This is a genomic window from Paenibacillus sp. FSL E2-0178 (assembly GCF_038593005.1).
Classification (GTDB): domain Bacteria; phylum Bacillota; class Bacilli; order Paenibacillales; family Paenibacillaceae; genus Paenibacillus_AQ; species Paenibacillus_AQ phytohabitans.
Window position 1 is genome coordinate 3,747,581 of record NZ_CP151953.1, and the last position, 26,009, is coordinate 3,773,589.

General features: G+C 52.5%; 23 protein-coding genes. 5 read left to right on the forward strand and 18 right to left on the reverse strand.

What is annotated here, in order from left to right; genetic code table 11:
• Nucleotides 1-196: 196 nt before the first annotated feature.
• The gene (locus MHI42_RS16360; RefSeq protein WP_342424466.1) at nt 197-1,138 is read left to right on the forward strand and encodes an NADP-dependent oxidoreductase; all 942 of its coding nucleotides are present in this window, start codon (nt 197-199) and stop codon (nt 1,136-1,138) included.
• Between the two features lie 156 nt (nt 1,139-1,294).
• On the opposite strand, the gene MHI42_RS16365 is transcribed toward MHI42_RS16360, so the two are convergent.
• Nucleotides 1,295-2,005: a DUF554 domain-containing protein gene (locus tag MHI42_RS16365; protein WP_171717875.1), complete on the reverse strand. Its 711-nt coding sequence runs from the start codon at nt 2,003-2,005 to the stop codon at nt 1,295-1,297.
• 330 nt (nt 2,006-2,335) lie between these two features.
• Here MHI42_RS16365 and MHI42_RS16370 point away from each other — a divergent pair, with 330 nt between their 5' ends.
• Nucleotides 2,336-3,526 (forward strand): nucleotidyltransferase family protein, encoded by a 1,191-nt coding sequence (locus MHI42_RS16370; RefSeq protein WP_342424467.1) that lies wholly within the window; start codon nt 2,336-2,338, stop codon nt 3,524-3,526.
• A 574-nt stretch (nt 3,527-4,100) separates the two neighbouring features.
• Here the strand turns inward: MHI42_RS16370 and MHI42_RS16375 are convergent.
• The 6 genes from MHI42_RS16375 to MHI42_RS16400 all read right to left on the reverse strand — a co-directional run bounded on the left by MHI42_RS16375 (nt 4,101) and on the right by MHI42_RS16400 (nt 9,803).
• The gene (locus MHI42_RS16375; protein WP_342424468.1) at nt 4,101-5,900 is read right to left on the reverse strand and encodes an ABC transporter ATP-binding protein; all 1,800 of its coding nucleotides are present in this window, start codon (nt 5,898-5,900) and stop codon (nt 4,101-4,103) included.
• 13 nt (nt 5,901-5,913) lie between these two features.
• Complete coding sequence (locus tag MHI42_RS16380; RefSeq protein WP_042133659.1) at nt 5,914-6,372, reverse strand: lasso peptide biosynthesis B2 protein; 459 nt, start codon at nt 6,370-6,372, stop codon at nt 5,914-5,916.
• Nucleotides 6,369-6,674, reverse strand: coding sequence for a lasso peptide biosynthesis PqqD family chaperone (locus MHI42_RS16385; protein WP_052421665.1), 306 nt, complete (start codon nt 6,672-6,674; stop codon nt 6,369-6,371). The genes MHI42_RS16380 and MHI42_RS16385 overlap by 4 nt, the downstream gene beginning before the upstream one ends.
• On the reverse strand, nt 6,671-7,606 hold the full coding sequence (locus tag MHI42_RS16390; RefSeq protein WP_342424469.1) for an aldolase: 936 nt from the start codon (nt 7,604-7,606) through the stop codon (nt 6,671-6,673). The genes MHI42_RS16385 and MHI42_RS16390 overlap by 4 nt, the downstream gene beginning before the upstream one ends.
• 116 nt (nt 7,607-7,722) lie before the next feature.
• Nucleotides 7,723-7,848, reverse strand: coding sequence for a paeninodin family lasso peptide (locus MHI42_RS16395; protein ID WP_039306512.1), 126 nt, complete (start codon nt 7,846-7,848; stop codon nt 7,723-7,725).
• 29 nt (nt 7,849-7,877) lie between these two features.
• Nucleotides 7,878-9,803, reverse strand: coding sequence for an asparagine synthase-related protein (locus MHI42_RS16400; RefSeq protein WP_171717879.1), 1,926 nt, complete (start codon nt 9,801-9,803; stop codon nt 7,878-7,880).
• A gap of 279 nt (nt 9,804-10,082) precedes the next feature.
• Here MHI42_RS16400 and MHI42_RS16405 point away from each other — a divergent pair, with 279 nt between their 5' ends.
• Together MHI42_RS16405 and MHI42_RS16410 are read left to right on the forward strand one after the other, a co-directional pair.
• The gene (locus tag MHI42_RS16405; RefSeq protein ID WP_171717884.1) at nt 10,083-10,670 is read left to right on the forward strand and encodes a GNAT family N-acetyltransferase; all 588 of its coding nucleotides are present in this window, start codon (nt 10,083-10,085) and stop codon (nt 10,668-10,670) included.
• Nucleotides 10,671-10,683: 13 nt separating this feature from the next.
• Nucleotides 10,684-11,559 carry a GNAT family N-acetyltransferase gene (locus MHI42_RS16410; RefSeq protein WP_342424470.1) on the forward strand — a complete coding sequence of 292 codons (876 nt, stop codon included), beginning with the start codon at nt 10,684-10,686 and terminating at the stop codon, nt 11,557-11,559.
• A 23-nt stretch (nt 11,560-11,582) separates the two neighbouring features.
• On the opposite strand, the gene MHI42_RS16415 is transcribed toward MHI42_RS16410, so the two are convergent.
• From MHI42_RS16415 to MHI42_RS16425, 3 genes are all read right to left on the reverse strand, one after another.
• Nucleotides 11,583-12,236 (reverse strand): SprT family zinc-dependent metalloprotease, encoded by a 654-nt coding sequence (locus MHI42_RS16415; RefSeq protein ID WP_342424757.1) that lies wholly within the window; start codon nt 12,234-12,236, stop codon nt 11,583-11,585.
• A gap of 23 nt (nt 12,237-12,259) precedes the next feature.
• Complete coding sequence (locus tag MHI42_RS16420) at nt 12,260-13,711, reverse strand: hypothetical protein (protein ID WP_342424471.1); 1,452 nt, start codon at nt 13,709-13,711, stop codon at nt 12,260-12,262.
• A 139-nt stretch (nt 13,712-13,850) separates the two neighbouring features.
• Nucleotides 13,851-14,603 (reverse strand): glucose 1-dehydrogenase, encoded by a 753-nt coding sequence (locus tag MHI42_RS16425; protein WP_342424472.1) that lies wholly within the window; start codon nt 14,601-14,603, stop codon nt 13,851-13,853.
• Nucleotides 14,604-14,776: 173 nt separating this feature from the next.
• Here MHI42_RS16425 and MHI42_RS16430 point away from each other — a divergent pair, with 173 nt between their 5' ends.
• The gene (locus tag MHI42_RS16430; protein ID WP_342424473.1) at nt 14,777-15,424 is read left to right on the forward strand and encodes a TetR/AcrR family transcriptional regulator; all 648 of its coding nucleotides are present in this window, start codon (nt 14,777-14,779) and stop codon (nt 15,422-15,424) included.
• A gap of 128 nt (nt 15,425-15,552) precedes the next feature.
• Here the strand turns inward: MHI42_RS16430 and MHI42_RS16435 are convergent, their stop codons facing one another.
• The 8 genes from MHI42_RS16435 to MHI42_RS16470 form a co-directional block, all read right to left on the reverse strand.
• A complete protein-coding gene (locus MHI42_RS16435; protein WP_042133644.1) occupies nt 15,553-16,578 on the reverse strand; it encodes an ABC transporter ATP-binding protein in 1,026 nt (341 codons plus the stop codon).
• Entirely contained in the window at nt 16,575-17,591 is a 1,017-nt protein-coding gene (locus MHI42_RS16440; RefSeq protein WP_171717889.1) for an ABC transporter ATP-binding protein, read from the reverse strand. The genes MHI42_RS16435 and MHI42_RS16440 overlap by 4 nt, the downstream gene beginning before the upstream one ends.
• Entirely contained in the window at nt 17,558-18,517 is a 960-nt protein-coding gene (locus MHI42_RS16445; protein ID WP_171717896.1) for an ABC transporter permease, read from the reverse strand. The genes MHI42_RS16440 and MHI42_RS16445 overlap by 34 nt, the downstream gene beginning before the upstream one ends.
• Before the next feature lie 59 nt (nt 18,518-18,576).
• Nucleotides 18,577-19,548, reverse strand: a complete 972-nt coding sequence (locus MHI42_RS16450; RefSeq protein WP_039306525.1) for an ABC transporter permease — start codon at nt 19,546-19,548, stop codon at nt 18,577-18,579.
• Nucleotides 19,549-19,671: 123 nt separating this feature from the next.
• Nucleotides 19,672-21,414, reverse strand: coding sequence for a peptide-binding protein (locus MHI42_RS16455; protein WP_342424474.1), 1,743 nt, complete (start codon nt 21,412-21,414; stop codon nt 19,672-19,674).
• A gap of 629 nt (nt 21,415-22,043) precedes the next feature.
• Complete coding sequence (locus MHI42_RS16460) at nt 22,044-24,611, reverse strand: ABC transporter permease (protein WP_342424475.1); 2,568 nt, start codon at nt 24,609-24,611, stop codon at nt 22,044-22,046.
• 13 nt (nt 24,612-24,624) lie between these two features.
• Nucleotides 24,625-25,326: an ABC transporter ATP-binding protein gene (locus tag MHI42_RS16465; RefSeq protein WP_042133636.1), complete on the reverse strand. Its 702-nt coding sequence runs from the start codon at nt 25,324-25,326 to the stop codon at nt 24,625-24,627.
• 239 nt (nt 25,327-25,565) lie between these two features.
• Nucleotides 25,566-25,841 (reverse strand): hypothetical protein, encoded by a 276-nt coding sequence (locus tag MHI42_RS16470; RefSeq protein WP_342424476.1) that lies wholly within the window; start codon nt 25,839-25,841, stop codon nt 25,566-25,568.
• Nucleotides 25,842-26,009: the final 168 nt, after the last annotated feature.

The window sequence follows — 26,009 nt, forward strand, 5'->3', positions numbered from 1 at the left end:
GCATAGTTTCCACAGTGCTACCTAATGGATTTTGACCAAGCAGGATGGTTTGCCGTCTTTTTCAGGACGCTACCGTTTCAGCGAGAAATATAAGATAATTTATGCGCAGAGCATATAAATTCTTAGCTTTTAAATACATCTGCAAAAGTATAGTATGTACAAACGAATCCGCAAGCAGTATAGGAGGTTACCATCAATGAAAGCCATCGCCATTCATGCATTCGGCCCCGCCGGAAATTTAACAGAGATTGATATCCCCGTTCCCATTCCGGGTGAGCATGAAATTCTGATTGAAATGTATGCGACTTCTGTTAATCCGGCGGACTTGAAGGTCAGGGAGGGCTCATTGCCTGCTGGCAGCGGACACACAGCTGCCTTCCCGCTGATCCCCGGAATAGACATTGCCGGAGTGGTCGTGAGCACAGGCAGCAGAGTCAGCCGGTTCAAACCGGGTGATGAGGTGTTTGGGCTGATGCAGGTTAAGAAGGGCGGGGCCTACGCGGAATATACATTGGCAAACGGCCAGGAGCTGGCGCCGATTCCCCCGGGGTTATCCTTTGAAGCAGCTGGCGCTCTGCCTGCTGCCGGACTTGCCGCCTGGCAGGCGCTTGCCAGTGCCAGGGTCTCCAGCCGGGACCGCGTGCTGGTTCACGACGGCGCGGGAGGTATCGGCAGCTTGGCTATCCAGCTTGCCAAGCTCCGGGGAGCTACCGTGATTACGACGGTAAGCGGTGATGAGCTTGATCTGGTCTGGGGCATCGGAGCCGACCAGGCGATAGACTCGCAAGAGCAGGATTTCGCCGCTATTCTCGGGCAGAGCATAGATGTTGTAATCGACACCGCCGGAGGTCTGATCCTGAACCGGAGCTTTGCGGTTCTCGCACTCGGCGGAAGGCTGATCTCCACTGCGGAGCGGCCTGACCCGGTACAAGCGGCGGCTGGGGATATCACGGCAGCGTACCTTACTCCCGCCGCCGACCCGTTCCAGTTAGCCGAGCTGGCCCGGCTGACGGCCGAGCGCCGGCTGAAGCTGCTAATCAGCCAGTCTTTCCCGCTCACTGCAGAAGGACTGCGCAGCGCACATCTGCTCAGCGAAGGCCGGCAGGCTCAGGGCAAAATCGCTATCACAATCAAATAACGGTCCGGCAATGCGCATGCCCGTTCATCTGATATAAGGCAAGGATACCTCCACTTCAAGACCCTTTATGGGCTAAGTGGGGGTAGTTGATTATAGTAATATTAGCCTTCTCACCACAAGTTCAAGCGGAGGAAATCCCGTATGGCCCAGATTTTCTCAATTCAGTTGAAATCCATGCACCAGCACGACCAGCAGTACAGCCACAAGAATGCCAGGCAGAAGGTTGGCTACCTTGATCTTGGTAATTCCCAGCAGATTCAGGCCGATCGCCATGATCATAATCCCTCCCGCTGCGGTCATCTCAGCAATACAGTCGTTCAGCAGTGCTTCAGGCACAAACCGGGTAATCTGTGTAGCAAGCAGAGCAATAATCCCTTCATATAGAACAACAGGGACCGCCGAGAACAGAACACCGACTCCCAGCGTCGAGGTCAGAATAATGGAAATGAATCCGTCCATAATCGCTTTGGTATATAGAATCTGATGATCACCTTTGATGCCGCTGTCCAGGGCTCCGAGAATGGCCATTGCACCCACCACAAACACCAGGCTTGCCGTGACGAATCCCAGCGAGATACTCCCCTGTCCGCCTGCCCCCACTCTACGCTCCAGCCAATTCCCTGCACGGGTGAACCTGTCTTCAATGTTGATCCATTCTCCGGCTACCGCCCCGATCACGAGGCTTAGAATGACGATCAGGAAATTCCCGCTTTTGAGGCCCATCTGCACCCCCAGCACAACAATCGCCAGCCCAATCCCGTTCATCACTGTGTTCTTCATACTCTCCGGTATCCGTTCCAGCAGCTTGCCCAGCATTGTTCCGATAATAATAGCTACTCCATTCACCAAAGCTCCCAACAGCACCATCGCTCAGCAGTTCCCCTAACTATAATTTCTCTCTTATCCTAGCATTATAGGGGTAACAGGCACTGTAGCGTCAAGAGTGTTGCCGCTTGACTAGATGCACATGGCCCATCAGGATTACATCGCCAGATTAAATTGACAGATTTCTGTTAACGATGGTACGCTCACTAATATCATTCTCTAAATACAAGTAGAAACGGCCAGCCTTCCTGAGAAGGACGGTATCCGTTTCAGCGGGAAAGATAAGGACATTCTAATGCGTCAGGCATATATATTCTTATCTTTGAACAAATCCGGTGCGGATCTGTTCAAAGCCAAGTAAGGAGAGTCTCTATGAATGAACGGCCTACCCTCGATAAGGGGAGCTTATCTAAGGAAACATTACTTCTTCTTGCGCTTTTAACTTCTGAGAATATCAATGAAACGGCACACCAGAATCCGCAGCTGTTCACGGGCCTGGACTGGGATGTATTCTTGCGGCTTACCTTGCATCACCGGGTATATCCATATTTGTACCCCAAGCTCAGCCGGATGGATGGGGATGTGATTCCTGCCAGCGTCCTGGAGCGGATAAAAATGGAGTATCGCCGCAATACCGTCCAGATGCTTCAGCTCAGCGGTGAAATGAGTAACCTCGGCACTCAGCTGGCCGAATTGAATATCCGCTGCCTATTCCTCAAGGGTCCGGTGCTTGCGCAGGCGTTGTACGGAGATATCTCGCTGCGGACCTCACGGGACCTTGATTTCCTGGTGCCGATGGCGCAGCTGCAGGATACGGAAGCCCTGCTGATCCGTCTGGGGTATGTGAAGGAAGAAACGTTCGAGAGCATACTCGGAGACTGGAAATGGCGGGAGCATCATACTACATTCAATCATCCGGTCAGTAAGATCAAGGCGGAGGTACACTGGAGATTAAGCCCGGGGCCGTCCAAAGAGCCCGATTTCGATACCCTGTGGAAGCATGCGCGGACAAGCAGCCCCTTCGGCCGCAATGTCCACTATCTGGGCCAGGAGGATCTGTTCCTGTTCCTGGCTGCCCATGGAGCCAGACATGGATGGTCCCGGCTGAGATGGCTGCTGGACATCAAAATGCTGCTGTTGCAGCAGCCCGACTCCGCTGTATTGACCCGGCTGCTGCGGCGCTACAATTACAGTGCTGTAGGCGGACAGGCACTTATTCTGGCAGCCGGTCTGCTGGACGCGGAGATAGAGCCCGGATTGTCCGCTCTGACGGACCAACCCAAAGCCCGCAGATTAGCGCAGCGCGCCCTGTTCTATGTGGCGCAGATGGTCAATCTGCACAACCCTCCGCTGGAGCCGGAGGTCGAGCGTCATTATAAATATTATCAGCCGGCGATTCTATCCCCCTGGCATCAGGTGCTCTATGTAACCGGCTTTATGTATCCTTACGCAGCGGATGCGAAGACACTGCCGCTGCCGGAGGCGCTGCATTTCTTGTATTTCCCCCTCCGTCCTTTCCTGTGGAGCTGGCGGAAGGTAACGGGTGCAGAGAAACGGATATAGCGGGCGGGATGCGGAAACCGCACTTTCCTCAACAACCACACGAGTTGCCGGTCAATACCGGTCAATCGCTGGCGGGACTGGTCAGACTGCCGGGACTTGCGGGACTAACGGAATAAACACTTAAACACTTAAATCCTCACTTCTGATTGATTGCCGGCAGAATTGAGTCTCTTAAGTAAGCAATGCGGGCATAAATGTAACCTTAAATAAGCAATATAGGCATAAATGTTGTACGTTTTGCAACTTTGACTTCTGGATCGCAGGGTTTGTGGGAGGATTGTTGTACAAAATACAAGAATAATCCTGCAAAGCCGCTTGAGAACGGCGAAATGCTGCATTTTGTACAACAATATTGGAGTTGAGCCGGTAATATGAGGAAAATGTTGTATTCTGTGCAGGATTTTATAAAGTTACCCGTTCACTACCGCGAACAGACGATGATTAGCGGAGGATTAGCGGATGAATCCAGAAATTCATACTACAGTTCATCAGCCATCCGGAAGTCCAAGATCACCGCAGTGACATCCAGCGTAGGCTAAAGACAATATAGGGGAGGGGCTAATTAGCCCCTCCCCTATATTGCTTCTTCCTGCCCGCTAAGCAGACGGCTGAACATGCCGCCCTTCTCTGAAGCCAGGCCGCTGTATATCCCTTGCTGGATCACCCGCCCCTGGTCGATGACCAGAATCTGATCGGCTCCCCGGATGGTGGACAGGCGGTGGGCAATGACGATGACCGTCACCGATGCCTTCAGCCGCTCCAGCGCCTCCTGAATCCGCTTCTCATTCTCGGTATCGAGCGCACTTGTCGCTTCATCAAGCACAAGGATGGACGGCTTGCGGATAATCGCGCGCGCCAGTACCAGACGCTGCCGTTCCCCGCCGGACAGGCGCACGCCGCGGTCGCCGAGCAGCGTATCCAGTCCGTCCGGCAGCTTGCGCACAAATTCAGCCGATGACGCAAACTCCAGCGCCTCCCACAATTCCGCCTCCTCCGCATCCGGCTTGATCATCGTCAGATTGTCACGGATGGTTGCATTGTACAGAAAAGGGTCCTGCGCAACATACCCGATGGATCTCCGGTAGGACAGCAGCCGATCACCTGTGATAGGTGCACCGTCAGCCAGGATCTCGCCGGTCTCCGGCTGCATCAGTCCCATGAGCAGATCAACGAGCGTGCTCTTCCCGGCGCCTGAACGTCCGACTATGGCGGTCATCTTCCGGGCCGGAATCGAAACATTTACGTTCTGAAGCGAATATTCCTGTTCATGCGGATGATAGCGGAAGTCAACATTTCTGGCTTCAAGACTATGCTTCAAGATCATAGGGGCTACAGCTTCTCCGCCTTCTACACGGTCATGCTCCACAGCGGCAAGACATTCGTCCTGCAGCAGCTGCAGCTGCTTGAAGGAGGGCAGTACGGAGGCGAGCTGCTCCATCAGCGACTGCAGGGTAGAGAATGTCGGCCACAGCCGGGTAAATACCAGAATAACCAGCAGCAGATTAGGACCCTCTGCTTGCATAAACCGGAAGGAGACGAAGATAAACACGGCAATCAGCAGTGTAGAGGACAACTTGTACAGCAGCTGCGAGTTCGAACGCAGGCGGGTATAGTCCAGCTGCTCCTGCTTCACATCTCCGGTGAAGGCATGCAGCCACTCCAGCCGGGAATGCTCCAGATTATTGCTTTTGATATCCTTGATTCCGTTCAGCTGATCCGTTATTCCGCCCAAATAGGTCTTGCCGAGCTCCGTGCTGCGGCTGCCCAGCTTCTTAGCCTTACGGATGAAGCGGCGGGAGAACAGGGACAACAGGACAGCGCAGACGAGTACGGAGAGCGTCATCTTGGGGGACAGCCAGAAGGCGAAGCCGATCTGCACCAGCGTGAACAGCAGCGAGGTAAGAAACTGCAGGAAGCAGCTGATGCCGGCAAGCACTCTGGCCAGTTCCGTGGTCATCACGTTGATCAGATCGGAGGTACGCTTTTTCAGAAAAAAAGACCATTCGGCCCGCAGCAACGCGCTGTATACCTCATAACGCAGCTGTCTGCCGTAGGTCTGCTGAATCTCCACATTGCGGATGGCCACGGACCGTGAGATCAGATTCTGGCAGAGCACAATGAGCACATAACCGCCAAGCACCAGCAGGAGCGCCGTGGTCTGCGGCAGTTCGGAGATGAAGCCAAGCATCGGAAGATGAAGACCGGCGGTGGCTGTGCCGCCTAACTGAATACCAGCCATACCCAGCATAGGTACAAGCAGCAATATGGCAGAGCTCTCCAGCAGACCACTGATCACCATACCGGACAAATTGAGATATAGTTTAGCTCCCGACAAGCGCTGAAGCTGCCGGAAATAATAGATTATCGCTTGCATGGACCCACCTCGATCACTCAGCTTGTAACACTTTGGCGAATTTCTCCACAACCACGAATCCCTGCATGGCATCATCACCGGAGACATAATACGCCCCGCTTCGCAGCCAGGCATGGGCGATCATCTGCCCCTGCTTATCCCGCGCCACCCCCATGTAGAGGGTGCTCTCAATCCCCCGCTTCTCCAGCATCTTCAGACCGGCTACGGCTCTTACCATACAGGTGCTTTTCCAGGGCGTATAGCGGCTGATCACCCGAATGGCCTTCGTGATTTGCTGAATGCGGGGAATATCCGTGTCTTTGGATACCGCCGGAGTCTCCAGGGATTTCACCCCGAGCTGCGGAGCCGTCTTGGCAAAAGGAAACAGCAGCTGGATTCTAACCAGGAAAAGCCGCCATAACGCCTCAGGAATCAGCGCCAGCGCGGCTTTGTCATACTTCAGCAGTAAACCGATGCGCCGGAGGGTAATCATGGCCCGTTGACGATGGCGACGAGATCCTCATTCAGCAGATTCTGCACAAAATCAAATACGTCCTGCTGTGCCAGCTCCGCCGGAACCTCAAAGATCTCCTGCATGATCTCGGCAATCCGGCGGATGGACACCGGTGAAGCCAGGGCTTCCCAGATCTCGCCCCCGACCTCGCCAAGGTTGTAATACTTACCGTTCTTCACATTCAGCATCACCTTCTCGCCATCCATGTCACTGGCGATATTGCCTTCCCGCTGAACCAGAACCGAATCAAGGGACAGGACTGCTGCTGTATCCATATTCATATTTTCATCTCCTTCACCTTTTGGGTAATCGTCTCAAAGATCAGCTCCGTCTGCTGCGGTGCACTGAAGCCCTGCTCCGGACGGGTCAGCCGGTACATCGGCAGCCGGTTAACGAATGAGGCCAGCATACCGAAATGCCATTCCCTGACCCCCATGGGGTCCACCAGCGCTTTTTGATAGGTATGATTATATAAGGTATGAAGCCGCTCCAAGCCGCTGATAGCCTCTACTGACACCGGCCCGTCCTGTACAGACAGTTCAAATATTCCTGCAAGCGGCAGCGGTTCAGCCTGGAACCGGTCATGAACGGGTATGGCAAACTTGGTCTCCCGCTTAAACAGCGGGCGGTACGCAGACGAATTCATTCCCAAATAGTCCAAGCTCTGCTGCCACAGCTTCTGCTGCGGATAACCTGGAACAGCTAATGGAGTTCCATTATGCACCAACACGGGAATAACGTCGTCACTGACCAGGAGATGTCCCTGATCCATTAAATAGGAGGCAAGCGTAGACTTGCCCGCTCCCGAACGCCCGACCAGCGCGTATGCCTTATTCTCAAGAACAAGTGAGCTTCCGTGAAGAGCCAATACGCCTTTTTGCATCAGAAGAACACCCATGCAGCTGCCCAGAATGAACAGGCGGATGCTATCCGGATCGGCATGGACTGCGGGTGATACGCTAATGGTGCTGCCATTCTGTATAGAAAATACGGCTGTGCCTTTAACCATGAACATCACTTCTTGCTCTGCCATACCCAGATTCGGTGAAATCTTCGGTATCGCCTCCCAGCGCTCGGACAAATCAGCCTCCACAACAGATACGCTGCCCAACCTTCCGGGCTGCTCCGCACGGGGAAGTTCCGGCAAGGGGAATTCACTGAGAATTTGCAGACCAAAAGCCTTATACCCCAGGCATTGCACTGTGCTCGCCATACGGTTCACTCCACCTTTATCAATTTCACCCGGCTGCCTGCCGGTGATGTGAGGATAGCCCTTATCCCCCTCCAGCAAGCTAAGAGGGATGAGGGCTGGGATGTTGCCAAGCAAAACTAGGAGTGACTAACGATTTCTTCCGGATCCGATTGGAAGGAGTCGGCAATAGCGATCCCAGGTCCAGCCATAGTCATTTTAACATCGAGAACTTCCAATGCAGGCTTGCTGTATTCCTTTTTCATATTTGTCACCCCCTTTCAAGAAACATCCATCAGGTCACACGCTTCAGAAAGCGGTAGAACACCAGTCCTCTCGTAAGAAGGCGGAAATCCGTGTTGAATATTAATAATGGTGCGGGCTCACTACCCAGCCGGTCTAAACACCCGGCGAGCCCGGCATGATTCAAGTAAGAGGAAGTCCGGGGGTCCTGAAGCATCTCCCTTAGCTCCTGCAGGAACATCTGCCATTGGGGCAGCATACGTGTAATCCCATCTGCTCCCTGTATACCGCGCCGCGTCTGGTTTAGTCTGACCTTGTCCGGCAGCCGCCCTTCCATGGCCCGGCGGATTAACGACCGGTCCACTCCGTTCTGGACGTACTGCCCTTCAGGGACAGACAGACAGAAGTTGATGACACGCAGATCATTCGTAGGGTCACGATCCCATACCCTGTACTTCAGCGACAGCTTGGTAGCTGCCGTTCCATTCACATTCCAGATATGCGGCTGCTGGAAATGCTGTCTGCGGATATCGTATACCGTCTGGGAGGAAGCATCTCCTTCAAGCTCTCTCAGCTTCTCTTGCACCCCTGTCCGCCGTGCGAATTCAGGATGAATCAGCTCTAGAGGGGCCTCCTGCTTCCCGGAGATCAGCTGGCCAAGGCCGGGGAACACCTTGCGGCCGACAATCTTCAGCATTTTCTTGCGGCTTGCCCCCATCGAACGACTATAAAGCTTGTTCTCGCGGTAGAAGGAAATCCAGTGAAATTCGCGTAGCAGCTTCGCCTGGTAATCCAGTGCAGGCCCCCAGGAGATACTCCAGTTGCCCCGTTGTCCGCTGAGCAGAACACCGGCGCCCTTCATTTGTGCTTGTTCATATATGCCTTTGAGCCAATAGGAATTCTCTATGAATTTGTAGGGCATCTCCATAATATCCAGCCATTCGTCAATTTCACCATAAGGGCTCCGGTCAGGAAAGTTCAAGAAGCTGGGCTGGATGTTCCCCACATGGTCGATGGTCTCTTGAATATATGGACGCTCATCGGTGACCCGCTGGCCCAGTTTAAAACCTGTAAAATTGTCCAGCGGATAAGAGCTGAATGTAAATAATGGCTTGCCGCGGCGGCGGAGCTCCTCTGCAGCAAAGCTGACCACTGAGCCGGAATCCAGTCCGCCGCTCAGATTGGCGCCTACGGCGAGATGGGTCCGCAGCCGGTCTCTGACTGCCTGCCCGAATACCTCACGGAACGCTTCCTCGTATTCGCCGTTGCCGCGAAGCCTTAATGGAGGCGGAGTCCGGAAGGTGTAATACTGGGAGAAGGAAACCCCCTTCGCGCTGACTGTAACCGAGTGGGAAGGCGGCAGCTGTTCCACCCCTTGATAAACCGTGGAGAACATATCTGCCACATCGTTCCGGGCCTGGCTCGCCAGATACTCTGAAATCCAGCCTTCGTTCAGACCCTGCTGACCATCAGGCAAGGCCAGCAAGGGATGAATTACGGTACAGAAGGAGAACTCTCTGCCGGAACGGCGAAAGTAAAGCGTCCGGTTACCCGAGAAATCCCTCGCCCCAAACAGCGTCCGCTTGCGCGCGTCCCAGATCATGAAGGCAAAGTCACCGACCAGATGAACCGGAGCCTCCCCCCCCCATTTCTCATAGGCCAAGAGAATTAGCAGACTGTCTGGAATGGAATCACGATCTTCCCGGACAACCTGAAGTTGTCCGAACAGTTCGCTGCGGTTATCAATGATTGCATCGGCCACAATCGCCAGCCCGCGTTCCGGATCATAATAGGGGAGAATCTCATTCCTTGACTGTGGGGTGATCCACTGCGAGCGGCAGCCGAGGAAGAGTCCCTCCGCCTTCCAGGCCCTAGCATCATCAGCCGGATAACGCTGCAGCTGCTGCATAAGGCGCGGACCCAGCTCCGGGTCCAGCGGCCCATGCTGCATAGAATAGATCCCGGCGATTGCGCTCATTGTACGACCTCCAGCTGTCTAAGAATTCGATATTCGTTCTTAATAATGAACACTTCTTACTATATAAGATAACGTTCTTTCCATTGATTGTGAATAGTACCAGAGAGTACTTTTAGGTAGCCTTTAGCGTATTGACTTATCACTAGTTATATGATATATAGCAGCTGAGTGAAGACCTATATAAGTTGCTATAAAAGTAGCTTCATTGAAAAGCTTCATTATATGCAGCTATATATAATGCTCACGCTCAGATTACATATCTCTCTAGGAGCTGAACTTATGCCTATTTATCCGATTGACCCGATCCTCCTCTCCATGCCGGAGAGCTTTGAAAGCAGCCGCCTGCTGATCCGTGCCGCTCTATGGGGAGACGGAGCCGCTGTAAATGAAGCCGTTCAGGAGAGCACAGCCGAATTAAGCCCTTGGATGCCCTGGGCACAGCATATCCCGTCTGTGGAGGAATCCGAAGCCTCCATCCGGAAGTCACGGCTGCAATTTCTGGAACGCAAGGATATCCGGCTGCTGCTCGTGAATAAGAAGACCGGTCAGCTGGTCGGCAGCAGCGGCCTGCACCGGATCGACTGGCAGGTGCGGAAATTTGAAATCGGTTATTGGGTGCGCACCTCCTGCGCCGGACAAGGTTATATCACGGAAGCGGTAAGGGCCATTGCCGATTTCGCCGTACAGGAGCTGCAGGCGGCCCGGCTGGAGATCCGCTGTGATTCCCGCAATACACAGAGTGCGCGGGTGGCTGAACGTGCAGGCTTCACTCTGGAAGGTATTCTGCGTAATGACAAACTAGATGTACAAGGGGCCTTAAGAGACACTATGATTTATTCGAAGGTTCGCGGGGTTGAATATTACTGAAGGAGCAGGTGCCATGGATAATCTTCAATTTGTCTGCAATTATAAAGATCGGGAGTCGCTAAGAAACAGCTTTTTCGCGCTGGCTGCTGATACGTTTGAACTTGAGCTAGAGCGCTGGTATGAGCAGGGCTTCTGGGGGGAACGGTACATTCCTTATTCTTACGCAGAGGGAAATCGGGTAATTGCTAATGTCTCGGTGAACCTGCTTGAGCTGATTATTAAGGGTGTGAAGTTCCGCGCCGTGCAGCTTGGGACGGTGATGACGCATCCTGACTACCGGGGACAGGGCCTGTCCGCCCGGCTGATGAACAAAGTGCTGGAGGATTACGGACAGCAGTGTGAATTCATGTATCTTTTTGCCAACGATACGGTGCTGGACTTCTATCCCAAGTTCGGATTCCACCCTGTGGAGGAGCAGCTCTTCTCTATGAACTGCCCTCCCGGTTCAGCCGGATCTGCGGGAATCCGCAAGCTGGATCTGTCCATAAGTCGTGATCTGAGCCTGGTCTCCACCTTCGCAGCCCAGCGGCAGCCAGTATCCGAACGCCTTGGCGTCAGCGGCACCGATGGACTGCTGATGTTCTACTGCCTGAACGTCTTCAGCGGCAATCTATATTACCTGGAGGACGAGGAGGTCATCGCCATCTGCCGGCAGGAGAGCGGCCGGTTAGAGATTTACGATCTGATCAGCACGAAGCCCATCGCCGTCCGCGAAATCGCAATGAAGCTTACGGACAGCGTCACGAAGACTATAGTCTTCCACTTCACGCCAAGTGACGATGACCTTGAACTGGCGGGCAGCAGCTGCCCTAGCGGTTTGTTCGTGCGGAATCAGAGCAGTCTGCAGTACCCTGCGAACGTCAAGCTTCCGGCAACATCCATCGCTTAAGCTAAGCCGTCATCACATAGGATTCAGAGTGTCATGAATTGCCCCTGCCGGGCCAGATAAGCTTCCTTCTCTTTGTAGTCCGGCATTACACTTCCCAGGCGGCGCCAGAAGGACCGGTCATGATTCATATGCAGCAGATGACAGAGCTCATGAATGATGACATAGTCGATCACCTCCGGCGGCGCCATGGCAAGGCGGTAGTTAAAGGTCAGTTTTTTATCAAAGCTGCAGCTCCCCCATTTGGTCCGCGATTCCACAATCTCGATACTCTTCGGCTTCACCTTCAGCTGGGCCTGATAACGGGTGATGCGCTCTGCAACGATTTTTTTCAGACTGGCTATATAGAACTTCTTCAGCGCAAGCTTCAGCTCCTCCGCATTCATACCGCCGGTCGCAATCAGCTCTTGCAGCGCGTGCTCCTTCCCCAGATACAGGTATGTTTCTTCCCCCTGATACTCCTTGATCTTCGGCACCTGCCGGGCCGCCGCATTACTGCGCAGCTTCTCCAGAATCTTCGGGCCGAGGCCTTCCACCGCACTGCGGATACTCTCTTCACTTGTTCCTGTAGGCACCTTAACGGTAATGAGATCTGATCCGTCAATCTGAACGGACATTTTCTTGCGCTTGGCATATTGAACATGGAGCGTAATCATCTGATCTTCGAGTTGAATCTGCATAGCCACCATCATTTCTGTAATTTCTAATACACCGGATACCCGGCTACAAACACTGTCAGATACAGCAGACTCCCCGCAATGAATAAGGAGGTAAGCGCGATATCCTTCCATTTCTTATCTTGTGTCAACACTACTGCCGCGAAGGCCAGCGGAAAAGCCACGGCGAAATAACGCGGAGCGGACAGCAGCCAGGTCGGACCCACAACGTAGACGAAATAGACGATTAAATACGCCATATAAGCAGGATGAAGTCTCTTCGCGCTTTTGAACATCATCAAGAGCACCAGGAAGATACTAATCAGATTGGGCAGCCACAGCCCCAGGAAAGAACGGAAGTCTGCATCCTTGAAGGTTTTCACGGCATACTCCATCTGATATCTCACCGTATCGAAAAAGAAGTAGAACTGCTGCGACCAATGCTCCCGCTGATAAATACTGAACTGGAATGCGTTGCCCGTAACATTGTAATTGATATAGAGATAAGCCAGCAGACCGAAGGACACTGTAGCCAGAGAGACCACTGCTTTGACCAGTCTGTTAATAAAAGCCTTCCGCTCCAGCTGTCTGTAGCCTGCTGCCAAATCCCGGGCAAATTCCACGGCAACCGGTACAGCCAGCAGTATCCCCGGAGAACGGGTGAAGCCGGCCAGCGCCGCACAGAGACAGCCGAGCAGCCAGCGCTTCTGGCGCACATAATACAATGCCATCAGGGAGAGCAGCAGGAACAGCGCCTCCGTCATGGGGATGAAGAAAAAGAACGCCGAAGGAAAGATGAAAATATATTTCACGACCCGCAGCGCATTGCTGCGTCCCATGTCCAGCCTGGCAAGCTCATAAGCGAACAACGCTGCAGCAAGGGTGCATAGGTTAGCGGCTACAAAGCCGGCGACCATATAATTGCCTGTGAAAAACTGCGCCAGCTTAATAATGACTGGAAATAAAGGCAGGAACACAATGTGGAACCGGGAGTCTCCTTCCGTGACATACCCGTGCTCAGCGATCCCCAGATAAGACATGGCGTCTATTCCGCGAATATGCCAGGTATCGATAAAACGGGAGAATAAGCTTCCGGAAACCCCGTCTTTAAGCATCAAGAAGACATAGGCTATCAGAATGAGCAGCACACGGCTGGCCACCACCCAGAGCACAATCTTCCACCATGTCCGTTGCCGCTCCTCAGGCAGACTATCGATACTTACCGGTTCCTGCGTATTCCATGAACTTATGTATCCGGTCAAAGCGGGAATGGCCCGCAGTCCCGTCCAGATAAACAGCCCCAGACAGACTAGCGAGGCAAGTGTGCCCATCAGGCTCCACGCATGCACGGACACCGCCCATATCCATACGGCCACTATCATTATAAGAATAAAGAGAGCTGAAACTGCTTTGTCGACCTTTTTCACCATAGCCTCCGGTTCCGCATCCATTGCGGCGTTGATTAGGATTAGAATTACAATAATCAGTCTTTTTCTCATTTTCTTATAGAAGTGGCTTTTACACAATAATTAGTTTACGGCGGTATCAAAAGCAAAGAGGAGCGCTGCCCATAAACCGGCAGCACTCCTCTTCATCTATTTCAAGTTTGTCCCTCCCGGGAGCCGGGGCTTCGGGCTCTTATTTCGCTGTAACGCCGCCGTCTACCGGCAGTTCTACACCAGTGATATAAGCCGACTCATCGGAAGCGAGGAACAGCACGGCTTCCGCCACTTCGGAGGCACGGCCGACACGCGGCAGCGCCGTCTGGGACAGGAACCATTTCAGCCTTTGTTCGTCATTCACGAACTCAGCGCTCATTGGCGTTTCGATAAAGCCGGGATGCACAGAGTTGACCCGGATATGATTTTTACCGAAATCAACAGCCGCCGCTTTGCTCAGCATGCGGACCCCGCCTTTGGAGGCTGTATAAGCGCCTGCGCCGCTGCTTCCGGTCAGACCTGCGATCGATGAAATATTGACAATTGAGCCTCCATTATTCTCCTGCATATGCGGAACCACGTATTTCATCCCAAGGAAGGTGCTGGTCAGGTTAATGCTGATGACCTTGTTCCACTGCTCCATAGTTGTATCCAGAAGTCCGGTGGCAAGCGAGATCCCCGCATTGTTAACCAGCACGTCGATTTTGCCGTAAGTCTTCATCACTTCTTCGATCACATGGACCCATTGCTCTTCAGAGACCACATTATGCACATAAGCTGTAGCCTGACCGCCATCAGCTTCAATCTCCTTCACTACAGCCTGCAGCGCAGCTTCATTAATATCGGTAACGGCAACCTTGGCACCCTCCCGCGCAAAAAGCAGGGCTTCTTCACGTCCCATGCCGCTGCCGGCTCCGGTAATAATAGCAACCTTATCCTTAAGTCGATTCATAGCTGTATCCCCTTCGGTATATGAGTTAAAATATATGGTGATAGTTACACTATCACTGTGATATTTATCATATCACTTTGTGCGGATAAACTCAAACCCTCCTTGCTTAAAGAATAAGCACTGGCTATACTACTGGTAGTTCAAATACCGATAGTGAAAGGGTATAAGCTCTTATGGATCCCAAAACAAGATACGAGAAGGAACGCCTTGACGGCAAACAACAGCGCTTATCGCTGATTCTGGAAGCAGCAGAACGCGTATTTAATCAGAAGGGGATTGAGAAAACCACGATGCAGGATATTGCAACTGATGCGAATATCGGCATTGCTACCCTGTTCAGATATTTCCCGAAGAAAGAAAAGCTGATTGTCGCCGTTGCTACCCGGCTGCTGGAGCCGATGCTGGAGCGGTTTGAATATGTGGCCGGATTGCCTGTGCCATGCCTGGACAAGCTTGAAGCATTATTCGATTTTTTCATCGAGGATCACTATAAATTAAGCACAACCTTCATGGTTGACTTCGAAAGCTACGCCGCCCATTTCCCGGAACCGCTGGAGGATATTCATCATTTCAATGCTCTGACCCGCCGAATTTCGCAGGTCTATTCCCGGATCATTCAGAATGGCATTGAGGACGGCTCGGTCCGTTCTGATCTCGAGGTGAGGGATACTTTAACTACATTAATTAATACGTTCGGCATTTTCTCGAAGAAGCTCTCGCTGCAGAAGAACATCCCTATGCTTGAAGCGGATCTAACGACAGAGCTCCAGCTGGATATTCTCAAGCGGGTGTTTCTCGACTATCTGAAGCCCCCCGTATAGAGCACTTATGCAGGGCAATGACTATTCCAGAGATACAAAAATAGGGGGTGACCCCGCAGCCAGTGGTGGATATGGCTGCGGGGTCACCCCCTTAATCTGCGGGACATCCTTAGGAAATCGCGGATTATCTATGAATTCGGAAGCAACGGGAAATGACAGGCCACCGGACGGCCTGGAACAACCTCTTCAAGCAGCGGCTCCACCTGGCGGCATTTGTCCTGGACAAACGGGCAGCGGGTATGGAACCGGCAGCCGGACGGCGGGTTAGCCGGGGATGGCACATCCCCCTCCAGCACAATGCGGTCCTGCTTGCGTCTTGGCGTAGGCTTCGGAATTGCCGAGAGCAGGGCGGCTGTGTAAGGATGCAGCGGCGCTGCAAACAGCTCCTCCGTCTCAGACACCTCCACCAGCTTGCCCAGATACATCACCCCGACGCGGTCCGAAATATGCCGGACCACATTCAGGCCGTGCGCAATGAACAGGAAGGTTAATCCGAGTTCCTTCTGCAGCTTCATGAGCAGGTTGATCACCTGGGATTGTACCGATACATCCAGTGCCGATACAGCCTCATCGGCAACGATAAACTGCGGATTCAGGGCAATCGCCCGGGCAATCCCGATCCGCTGGCGTTGTCCGCCGGAGAATTCATGCGGGTAACGGTTCCGGCGGCTGGCATCCAGCCCCACCAGTTCCATCAGCTCCACTACCCGGGCATCAATCTCTTTAGCCGACATACTCCGGTGGATGCGCAGCGGCTCTCCGATAATATCCTTGACGAGGAACCGCGGATTCAGCGAGCCGAACGGATCCTGGAAGATAATCTGCATTTCTTCCCGCAGCTTCCGCATGTCACCGGAGCTCAGGGAATGGATATCCTTCCCCTTGAATAACACTTCTCCCCCGGTTGCACTCTGCAGCCGGAGCAGCACCCGGCCGAACGTGGATTTGCCGCAGCCGGATTCACCGACCAGCCCGAAGGTCTCGCCTTTGCGGATGGATAGATTAACACCATCCACAGCCTTGACCTGTCCAACGGTGCGGTTAAGCAGACCCTTGGTGATCGGGAAATATTTCTTCACGTCCTTAACTTCCAGCAATATTTCTGAAGAAGGCATATGTTCTCTTACCGGTTGGGTTGCCGTTTCATTCATCATGCGCGTTTCACCTCATTGCTGTAATCTGCCTGCACCGGCTTATCCTTGAATAGCCAGCAGGCTGCACGATGATCATCCGAGATCATGAAATCAGGCGGCTCCTGATTCCTGCAGATATCCATGGCATGAGGACAACGCGGATTAAAGCGGCAGCCGGAGGGCAGCTGGCCAATCGGAGGAATCGTCCCGAGAATGGTATACAGCTCGCCTCCCCGTCCGCCTTCAAACCCCGGAATCGACCGGAGCAGCCCGACCGTATATGGATGGCTCGGGTGGTCGAAAATCTCTTCGACCGTCCCCTCCTCCACGATGGCTCCGGCATACATAACAGCAATGCGGTCAGCCATCTCTGCCGCTACACCCATATCATGGGTGATCAGCAGAATAGACATTCCGAGTTCGGACTGAAGCTTGCGCAGCAGATCCAGAATCTGAGCCTGCACCGTAACATCCAGTGCGGTTGTCGGCTCATCGGCGATGAGCAGTTCAGGATTACAAGCCAGCGCAATAGCAATGACGACGCGCTGGCACATCCCGCCGGACAGCTCATGCGGATACTGCTTGGCACGGATCTCCGGAGCCGGGATACCGACTAATTTGATCAGATCAACCGCCATCCGCATGGCTTCGGCATCACTCTTGTTCTGATGAAGCCGCAGGCTCTCCGCAATCTGTTCACCTACCGTAAATACCGGATTCAGCGACGACATCGGGTCCTGAAAGATCATGGCAATCTGATTCCCGCGGATTTCCCGCATCTCTTCCTGGCTCTTCGCCGCCAAATCCTGGCCGTGAAAATTAATACTGCCGTCAAGAATCATCCCTCCGGCATAATCAATCAACCGCATAATCGCGAGTGAGGTTACGCTTTTACCGCTGCCGGATTCACCGACAATACAGACAGTCTGGCCTTTGTTCACAGAAATGGAGATGCCGTCGGTTGCTTTGAGAAGGCCCTTCTCGGTTGCAAAGCCGGCGGTCAGCTTCCGGATTTCGAGTAGTTTTTCCGCCATTGTTCCAGCCTCCTCCGGGATTTGGTCACTTGTTGTCTGGGATCTAGAGCATCCCGGATACCGTCGCCGATAAAGTTAACTGCCAGCACTACGAGCAGGATGCAGAAGCCCGGGTACACTGCCTGCATCGGGTCAACCAGCATGAATTCCTGTGCGTTGCTGAGCATTAGTCCCCAGCTTGTAGCCGGTGCCTGAATGCCGAGGCCCAGATACGACAACGCAGATTCACTCAGAATCGCACCGCCGACCATCAGGGTCGCATTTACGATAATCGGGAAGCTTGCATTACGGAGCAGATGCCGGAAAATGATGCCCCAGCTGGATACTCCAATTGCCCTGGCCGCCTCCACATATTGCATTTCACGCAGCTGCAGGAAGGTCCCCCGGACGAGCCGGGCAATACTCATCCAGCTGGTAAATGCCAGAATAAGAATCATGTATTTAATCTGTGTGCCGAACAGCGCCATAATCAGAATGTTCAGGAACAGGGTCGGCACAGAGTTCATCACGTCTACAATACGCATGAATACCGTATCCACAAACCCGCCGAAATACCCTGAAATCGCACCGATAACCGATCCGACAACTACGGAAACAAACGCAACGGAGAATCCGATAGCGAGTGAAACACGCGCACTGTACAGCAGTCTGCTGAGAATATCGCGGCCCAGCTCGTCTGTGCCCATAGGATGCCCTTCAGCCCCCGGCTTCAGATTGGCGAACATCAGATCAATCGTTTCCGGTTTATATTTGGTCAGCCACGGAGCGCAGAGTGCAATGAGCACAAATATAATCAGGACTACCAAACCGCCCATTGCGAACGGATTGCGCGAGAATTTCTTCCATAAAACACTCCAGGGACCCGGCGGCCGCTTGGAATCCACTACCGCAATCTCAGGATCTGTCCCTCCGGGCATCGGATTCATGTCCGGGGTTCCAAACGGCTTAGATACAGCCCCTTTGGTAAGCTCAGTATTCTCTGTATTCATGCCGTCTTGCCCCCTTGCTTACCGAGCTTCACCCGGGGATCAACTACGGCATACAGTATATCTGCCAGGAGATTGCCGATAACGACTATAACAGCCGTCACTATAGTAACAGCCATCAGTGCCGAATATTCGCGCGCACCTGCCATCTCAACAAACCAACGGCCCATTCCCGGCCAGTTGAATACATTCTCAGTTAAAGCGGCCCCTCCCACCAGTATGGGAAGATCAAGGCCGAGTATCGTAATAATCGGAATCAGTGCATTGCGCAGCGCATGGCGGAAGACCACCTTACGCTCTTTGACGCCCTTGGCACGTGCCGTACGGATATAATCCTGATCGAGCACTTCCAGCATACTTGCCCGCGCATATTTCATATAAGAGGCCAGGAAACCAAGTGCCAACACCGTAATCGGCAGCACCAGATGCATGAACAAATCGCCTATATTGCCTTCCTTGCCTCTGGTATACATGTCCGACAACGGAAACCAGTCCAGCTTCAGTGACAACCATTGCTGGAGGAGTATTCCGAACCAGAAGGTCGGCATTGCGAAGCCTAAGTAAGAAATGAATGAAGCCGTCTGGTCAGATAGACCATACACTTTGGTACTGTTATAGATCCCCCAAGGAATTGCAATCAGCAGTGATACCAGCCAAGCCGCACCCATCAGAATCACGGTGTTGCCAATACGCGGCCAGAGAAGATCGGATACCGCAATATGGTTCTTGAAGGTGTAACCCAAGTCTCCTTGCAGCAGGTCGCCGATCCAGCGCACATACTGTACCGGAACAGGCTGATCCAGCCCAAGGTTCTTGGCTTGCTGTTCAAATATTTCCGGGGATAAGCCCGGAGATAGCATGACTTGCGTCGGTCCGCCCGGAGCAGCATGGATGAGAAGAAAGGTCAGTATGGTAATCAGAAAGATGACCAATACCGATTGAAGCACGCGTCGTATCAGATATTCTGTCATGGGCTATCCTCCTAGAGATGGTAAGGCGATAGATTACGGAAGGCTCCCCCATTCATACAAAAGGGGGAGGTGAAAGAGAATTCTCTTTCACCTCCCGTAATTCTATTCAGTTTGTTCGGTTCGTTAGTCGGTTACCCACCATTTGATAGCGTGGAAGAATTGTCCGTAGCCCAGTGACGGCTCAGGAGCATCTTCTTCTGCCCAGTGAACTCTAGGACCTGTTCCGATAGCCTGACCATATTGATACAGGAATACATATGGAAGATCCGTGGAAATTTCTTTACCTACTTCTTTGTAGATTTCTTTACGTTCAGCCTGGTCAACAGTGGAATAACCGTCTACCCACAGCTGATCCAGCTTCTCATTCTTATACCAGCCGCTGTTCTGGCCGGCAGGCGGGAAGTATTTGGAGGAGAAAATGCTCTCTGCATCCGGATCCGGTGTATTCAGGGACCAAGCCAGCAGCAAGGCCTGGAATTTACCCGGTGTTACATTCTGGTCAATCCAAGCTGCAAAGTCGATCGCCTTAGGTGTTACTTCAATCCCAACATCCTTCAGGTTCTGCTGGATAACAGCGGCTACTTGCTCGCGGCGGCTGTTGCCGGCATTGTATTGCAGTTCGAAGGAGAAGCGGTGTCCGTCTTTAGTGAGAATACCGTCTTTGGCATCAGCAACCCATCCGTCTTCTGCCAGGAGCTTCTTGGCAGTTTCGGCGTTGTAGTCATAGTTCACAGCGGCATCACCCGGGTCAGCCCAAGTGTCCGGAAGGAATGGGGCATTCATCAGGGCGCCTACGCCTTTTAGAATATTGTCTACCATACCTTGACGGTTCAGTGCATGTGCAATTGCCTGTCTGGTCTTCTGTCCGGCGAACAGGCCATAGCTATCAGGGAAGTTCTTGCCGTCGAAGTTAAACATTACATATTCATACTGTGCGCCCGGCTTCTGAATAATGTCGATATCGCCGTCAGCCTTCACAGCTTCAACCTGCGTTACCGGAATCGCACTGATATGGTCCGTGTCGCCCTTCATGATAGCCTGAACCTCAGTGTTCTGATCGGCGTAGATTTTGTAAACCACTTGAGCGATATGAGGCTTAACAGTACCCCAGTAGTTCGGATCGGCATCAAGGGTGTGGCTTTCGCCTTGTTTCCAGGCTGTCCATTTCCAAGGTCCGCTGGTTACGGTCTTGGCCGGGTCTGTACCGAAGGCATTGGTTTGGATTTCAGTCGGCTTTACATCCTTCAGAATGTGCGCTGGCACGATAGCCTGGCACAGGGCGTACAGGAACGGCGCATAGATTTGGGACAATGTGAATTTCACAGTCTGGTCATCGACCTTCTCTACGGTCTTCACCTTGTCAAATGCACTGGTCAGCGGTGAACCTGTCTCCGGATTTTTGCCGGTTTCAATTGTATACACTACATCATCGGCAGTGATCGGCTGGCCGTCACTCCATTTGATTGTATCTTTCAATTTCACGGTATAAGTCAGACCATCTTCAGAGATAACCGGAAGCTCTGCAGCCAGTGACCAAGGCTCCGGAGTTACGTTCCCTCCACGGTCCAGATCATACAAGGAGGCGAATACGAATTGGGCAATATCGCCTGAAGAGGTGTCATTGATTAAGAGAGGATTAATATTAACAATATCGGAGAATGTGCTGAGTACAATTGTTCCGCCGTCAACCGGTGCATCTGCGGCCGGTTCAGCTGTAGCATCAGGTGCTGCGCTCTCAGCGGCTGTTGTTGCTGCAGGAGCATTAGTTGGAGAACTTGCAGTGTTATTGGTGCTGCAACCCGTAAATAGAACCCCTACCAACGATACAACAAGTAAACTAGACCACCATTTTCTCTTTTTCGCCATTCCTTTTACTCCTCCTTAGTTAAGTGCGTGTAGTGAGCGTTACCCGGAACCACAGGTCCGGTTCGCCACCTTCTCTTCAAAGCTTCCGGGAGACTGGGTATTCTGGATGATTCTACCCCTGCCGCTATAATTCAGCTGACATCTGCAATCCATGTAATATAATATCACATACGATACCTATGACATTCAAGGATCAAATAGACCGCAGGTCAATTAGAGGCAGGGGCAACTTTCCCGGCTGGGAGTCTTAACAATTCCCTATAAATTATGGTTTATATTACATGTGAATATATCTTACGTCAATATATTTCTTTATCACTTTCATATCTTATTTATGCGCACAAAAAATAATTCCTTCCAATATAGTAAAAGAAACTCACCAAAAACCTCTTTTCAAACTATTCAACTATGTTTAATACGGTTAGTTTTTATGACTTAATGTTATCATTTTCGTGTTAATTCGACATCTTTCAGCATGATTATCTTTTTTGCGAGCTTAGCCGCACAGGGATTTCTATATTTCCATGCACAAAAAGGAAGAAAAGCAGGCCAGGAGAACTCTTCCTGCAGCCTGTTTTTCTTCCTCATTTTCTTGCTCTTTTTATGTTTTTGACAAAACAGTGACTACGTTACTCCACCGATTTCAGCGCTTCAATCATATGAATCCGCTTCAGCTTAAGGTGCATGAACGCCATTACAATCCCCGAGAACAGCACAGTCAGCAAGGCTGCATACAGGTAACTCTGCCACTTGATCAGCGGCGCGAACATCGTGGCATCCAGCTCAGCCGTTGACAGGACAAAGCCATGCAGCAGAATCCCCAGTGCACCGCCGAAGATGATCCCGAGCAGTGTTAAGAGGATATTCTCCCGGTATATATACATGGTGACTTCTTTATCGTAGAAGCCCAGAACCTTGATTGTGGACAGCTCCCGGACCCGTTCAGACACATTGATATTGGTCAGGTTATAGAGCACCACGAAGGCCAGCGCAGCAGCGGACACGATCAGTACTACTATAACAACGTCCATGCTCTTCATGGTCCCGTCAAAAGCTTCGCCCACCCCGCTTGAAAAGCTGACCAGTGCCACCTGGCCGTTGGCGGTTAATTTTTCCCCGAAGGTGTCTTCCCACTGCTTATCCTGCGCGCTGTAGTTCAGCAGCTGAGTGTTATAGACCGGATCGTCACCAAATACCTCTGTATAATACGCCGGTGTCATATACACATAATGCAGCACATAGTTCTCGGTAACCGCCGACACTTTGACCTGGTACTCCTCATTGTTGCTGTCCAGCACGGTCAGGCTGTCTCCGGGAACCAGATCATACAGCTTGGCGAGCTTCTCCGTAATGATGGCGCCATCGTCTGTCAACACCCGCGGTTCATCTGTTGTACGGTCCTTCAGTGTAACGAACGGAGCCAGTTTATCAGCATCTGCAGGGACAAAAATCCGCACCTCCTGATCGTTAACCCCTTTGGCCCGGGCAGTCATTGCTTCCTGAAGCACATCCAGCGTTCCCGTAACTGCGGACTCCTGTTTAATCAGTTCTGCGTAGGACGCCTTATCTTTGGCTGTTGCATTGTCATGCAGCGCCACCAGGGCACTATATTTCATAATCCCGCCGAACTGCCGGTCTGCAATGCTGCCAATGGAATCCTTCAGCCCAAAGCCGGTCAGAATAAGCGCGGTACAGCCCGCCACCCCGATTACGGTCATGAACATCCGCTGCTTGTAGCGGAACAGATTGCGGGCCGACACCTTCTGCACGAAACTAAGCCGTTTCCACAAAAAGCTGAACCGCTCCAGCATAATACGCTGTCCGCTCTTGGGGGCCTTGGGCCGCATCAGTACCGACGCATTACTGCGCAGCTCCACCCGGGAAGCAATCATCGCTGTCATGGCTGTACATACCAGCGCTACTATTATGGAAATAATGGCGTAGGCGGGATAGAAGCTTTTGATCACGCCCGGCAGGTTATAGAGCTGGCTGTAGGCATTGTAGATAATGCCCGGAAATAAGGTGAAGCCGATCGCAAGCCCCGCAATGGACGCGGCAAGACTGGCGAGTGTGCCATAGACCAGAAATTTGGTCATAATGTCCATGGAACCATACCCCAGGGCCTTCAAGGTACCGATCTGCAGACGCTGCTCCTCAACCATACGGGTCATCGTCGTTAAGCTGACGAGTGCCGCAATCAGGAAAAAGAACACCGGAAAAGCAGTGGCAATCGCAGACAGCCGGTCTGCATTATCTTTGTATTCGGCGTAACCCGGGTTGATCGTCCGGTCTGTCACATACACCTTCGGCAGCTCCAGCGGGTTCTGCGCTGCAGAGGCCTCCGCCTGCTGTTGCTGTGTTTGCTGTTGCTGCGCCTCGTCCATAGGCTGCTGGCCCGCAGCCAGCAGCTTTGCGGCTTCCGCTTTCAGCTCTTCCAGACGCTGCTGCGGGTAATCCTTCAGCGCTTCCTCGGTCTCCGGCAGATGCCGCTCGATGAGAGCATCATAAGCCGGAGTATAAGCTGTTTCTGCAGCCGTATCCGTGAAGCTGAGATAGGCCTCTGTGTACACCGGGAGGCTGAAGTCATCCTCCCGGATGACAGCAAACGCATCGGCTGTCCCTTTGCCGATGCGGCTCGTTCCACGGGTCGACGTTTCAATATATTGCGGACTCTGCGCGAAGCCGACCACGGTATAGCTCAATGTCTTGAAATTCCCCGCCAGATCATCCCCTGCCTCGCCGCTGAAGGTAATTGAATCTCCCAGCGAGAACTTCTCCTCCTGCAGCAGATAGGCGTCAAGTACGATCTCCCCGGATGCCTCAGGCAGATGCCCGGAGGTAATCTTGTACCCGTTCAGTTCATTATCGTCAGCATAGGAATACACCTTAGCAATCAGTCCGCTCTCACCAAGAAACACATCCGAGCTGTACACAGGCTGAACAGTCTGCACTCCGGGAATGTCCCGAAGATTATCAATACTCTTCTCTGTCAGCCCATAAGTGGACTGAACACGTAAATCCATCAGCCTATGATCCTTATAATATGTCGCTGCGGTATCCAGCATATCCGGCCCCGCTGATTTGATCCCGGCAAAAAAACTTACCCCCAGCATAATAATCGCAAAAATCGAGAGAAACCTTGCTTTCGTATGACGGATTTCCCGAAAAACATCCTTCCATAATGCCCGTTTCTTCATGTCCTCCGGCTCCTTACCATTCAATATCTTCCACGGATACCGGTGTTGCGTTCCTCACCATTTTCCGTACCTTCGCGTTATTGATTTCAATAACCCGGTCCGCCATCGGTGCAATAGCCAAGTTATGCGTAATGACAATAACCGTGGTTCCGGTATTGCGGCAGGTATCCTGCAGCAGCTTCAGTACCTGTTTGCCGGTATTGTAATCGAGCGCACCTGTCGGCTCATCGCAGAGCAGCAGCTTCGGCTGTTTGGCCAGCGCTCTGGCAATGGCGACACGCTGCTGCTCCCCGCCGGACAGCTGGGCCGGAAAGTTATTCAGCCGCTCTCCAAGTCCTACATCCTCCAGCACCTTACGGGCATCCAGCGCACGCGGAGAGATCTGGGATGCCAGCTCAACATTCTCCAGCGTCGTCAGATTGGGTACAAGATTATAGAACTGGAATACAAAACCCACGTCATTACGGCGGTAGCCGGTCAATTCTTTGGCGCTGAAACGAGCGATGTCGGTACCGTCCACAATGACCTGGCCTTCGTCGGCGGAATCCATCCCGCCCAGTATGTTAAGCACCGTCGATTTCCCCGCTCCGCTGGGACCTACAATCACAGCGAACTCGCCCTGTTCAATTTCAAAATCAATTCCGTCATTGGCTACAATCAGGGTCTCCCCCATTTTGTACCGCTTATATTCGCCTTTCACAGTAACAAACGCCATGCCATCTCCTCCTGTCTTCTCCACAAACCGCCTTTGCTTGGGCATACATGCCGGCAAATGCATTCCTGCTCTCAAGTTTAGCACAAGAGCCCCCTATAAATACAAAAGCGGGATTATGCGGCAACCCCCTGCCCCGTTCCTCGCGGAATAACGGAATCAGAACAAAATTACCCTAACGGCTGAATTAGGCTGGAGCTTATGCGGTTATGCCGGCTGTGCAGCTTATGTAGAGATTACGGTCACTTCACAATGCTCCTCATTTTCTCCTTTTGCTCACACTCGGTGAAATCAGGGGCACTTTTGCTCCTCATTTTCTCCTGCCGCGCACTTTCGGCGGATTCAGGGGCACTAATGCTCTTCATTTTCTCCTTTTGCTCACTTTCGGCGGATTCAAGGGCACTTTTGCTCTTCATTTCCGCCTCCCGCCCGCTTTCGGCGGATTCAGGGGCACTAATTCTCCTCATTTTCTCCTTTTGCCTGCATTCGATGAAATCAGGGGCACTTTTGCTCTTCATTTCCGCCTCCCGCCCACTTTCGGCGGGATTAGAGGGATTTATCCCTTTGATTTCCCCATGCCCCCGCTTTCGGCGTATTTAGAGGGATTTATCCCTTTGATTTTCCCATGCCCCCCCGCTTTCGGCGGAATTAGAGGGATTTACCCCTTTGATTTCTCCATGCCGCTC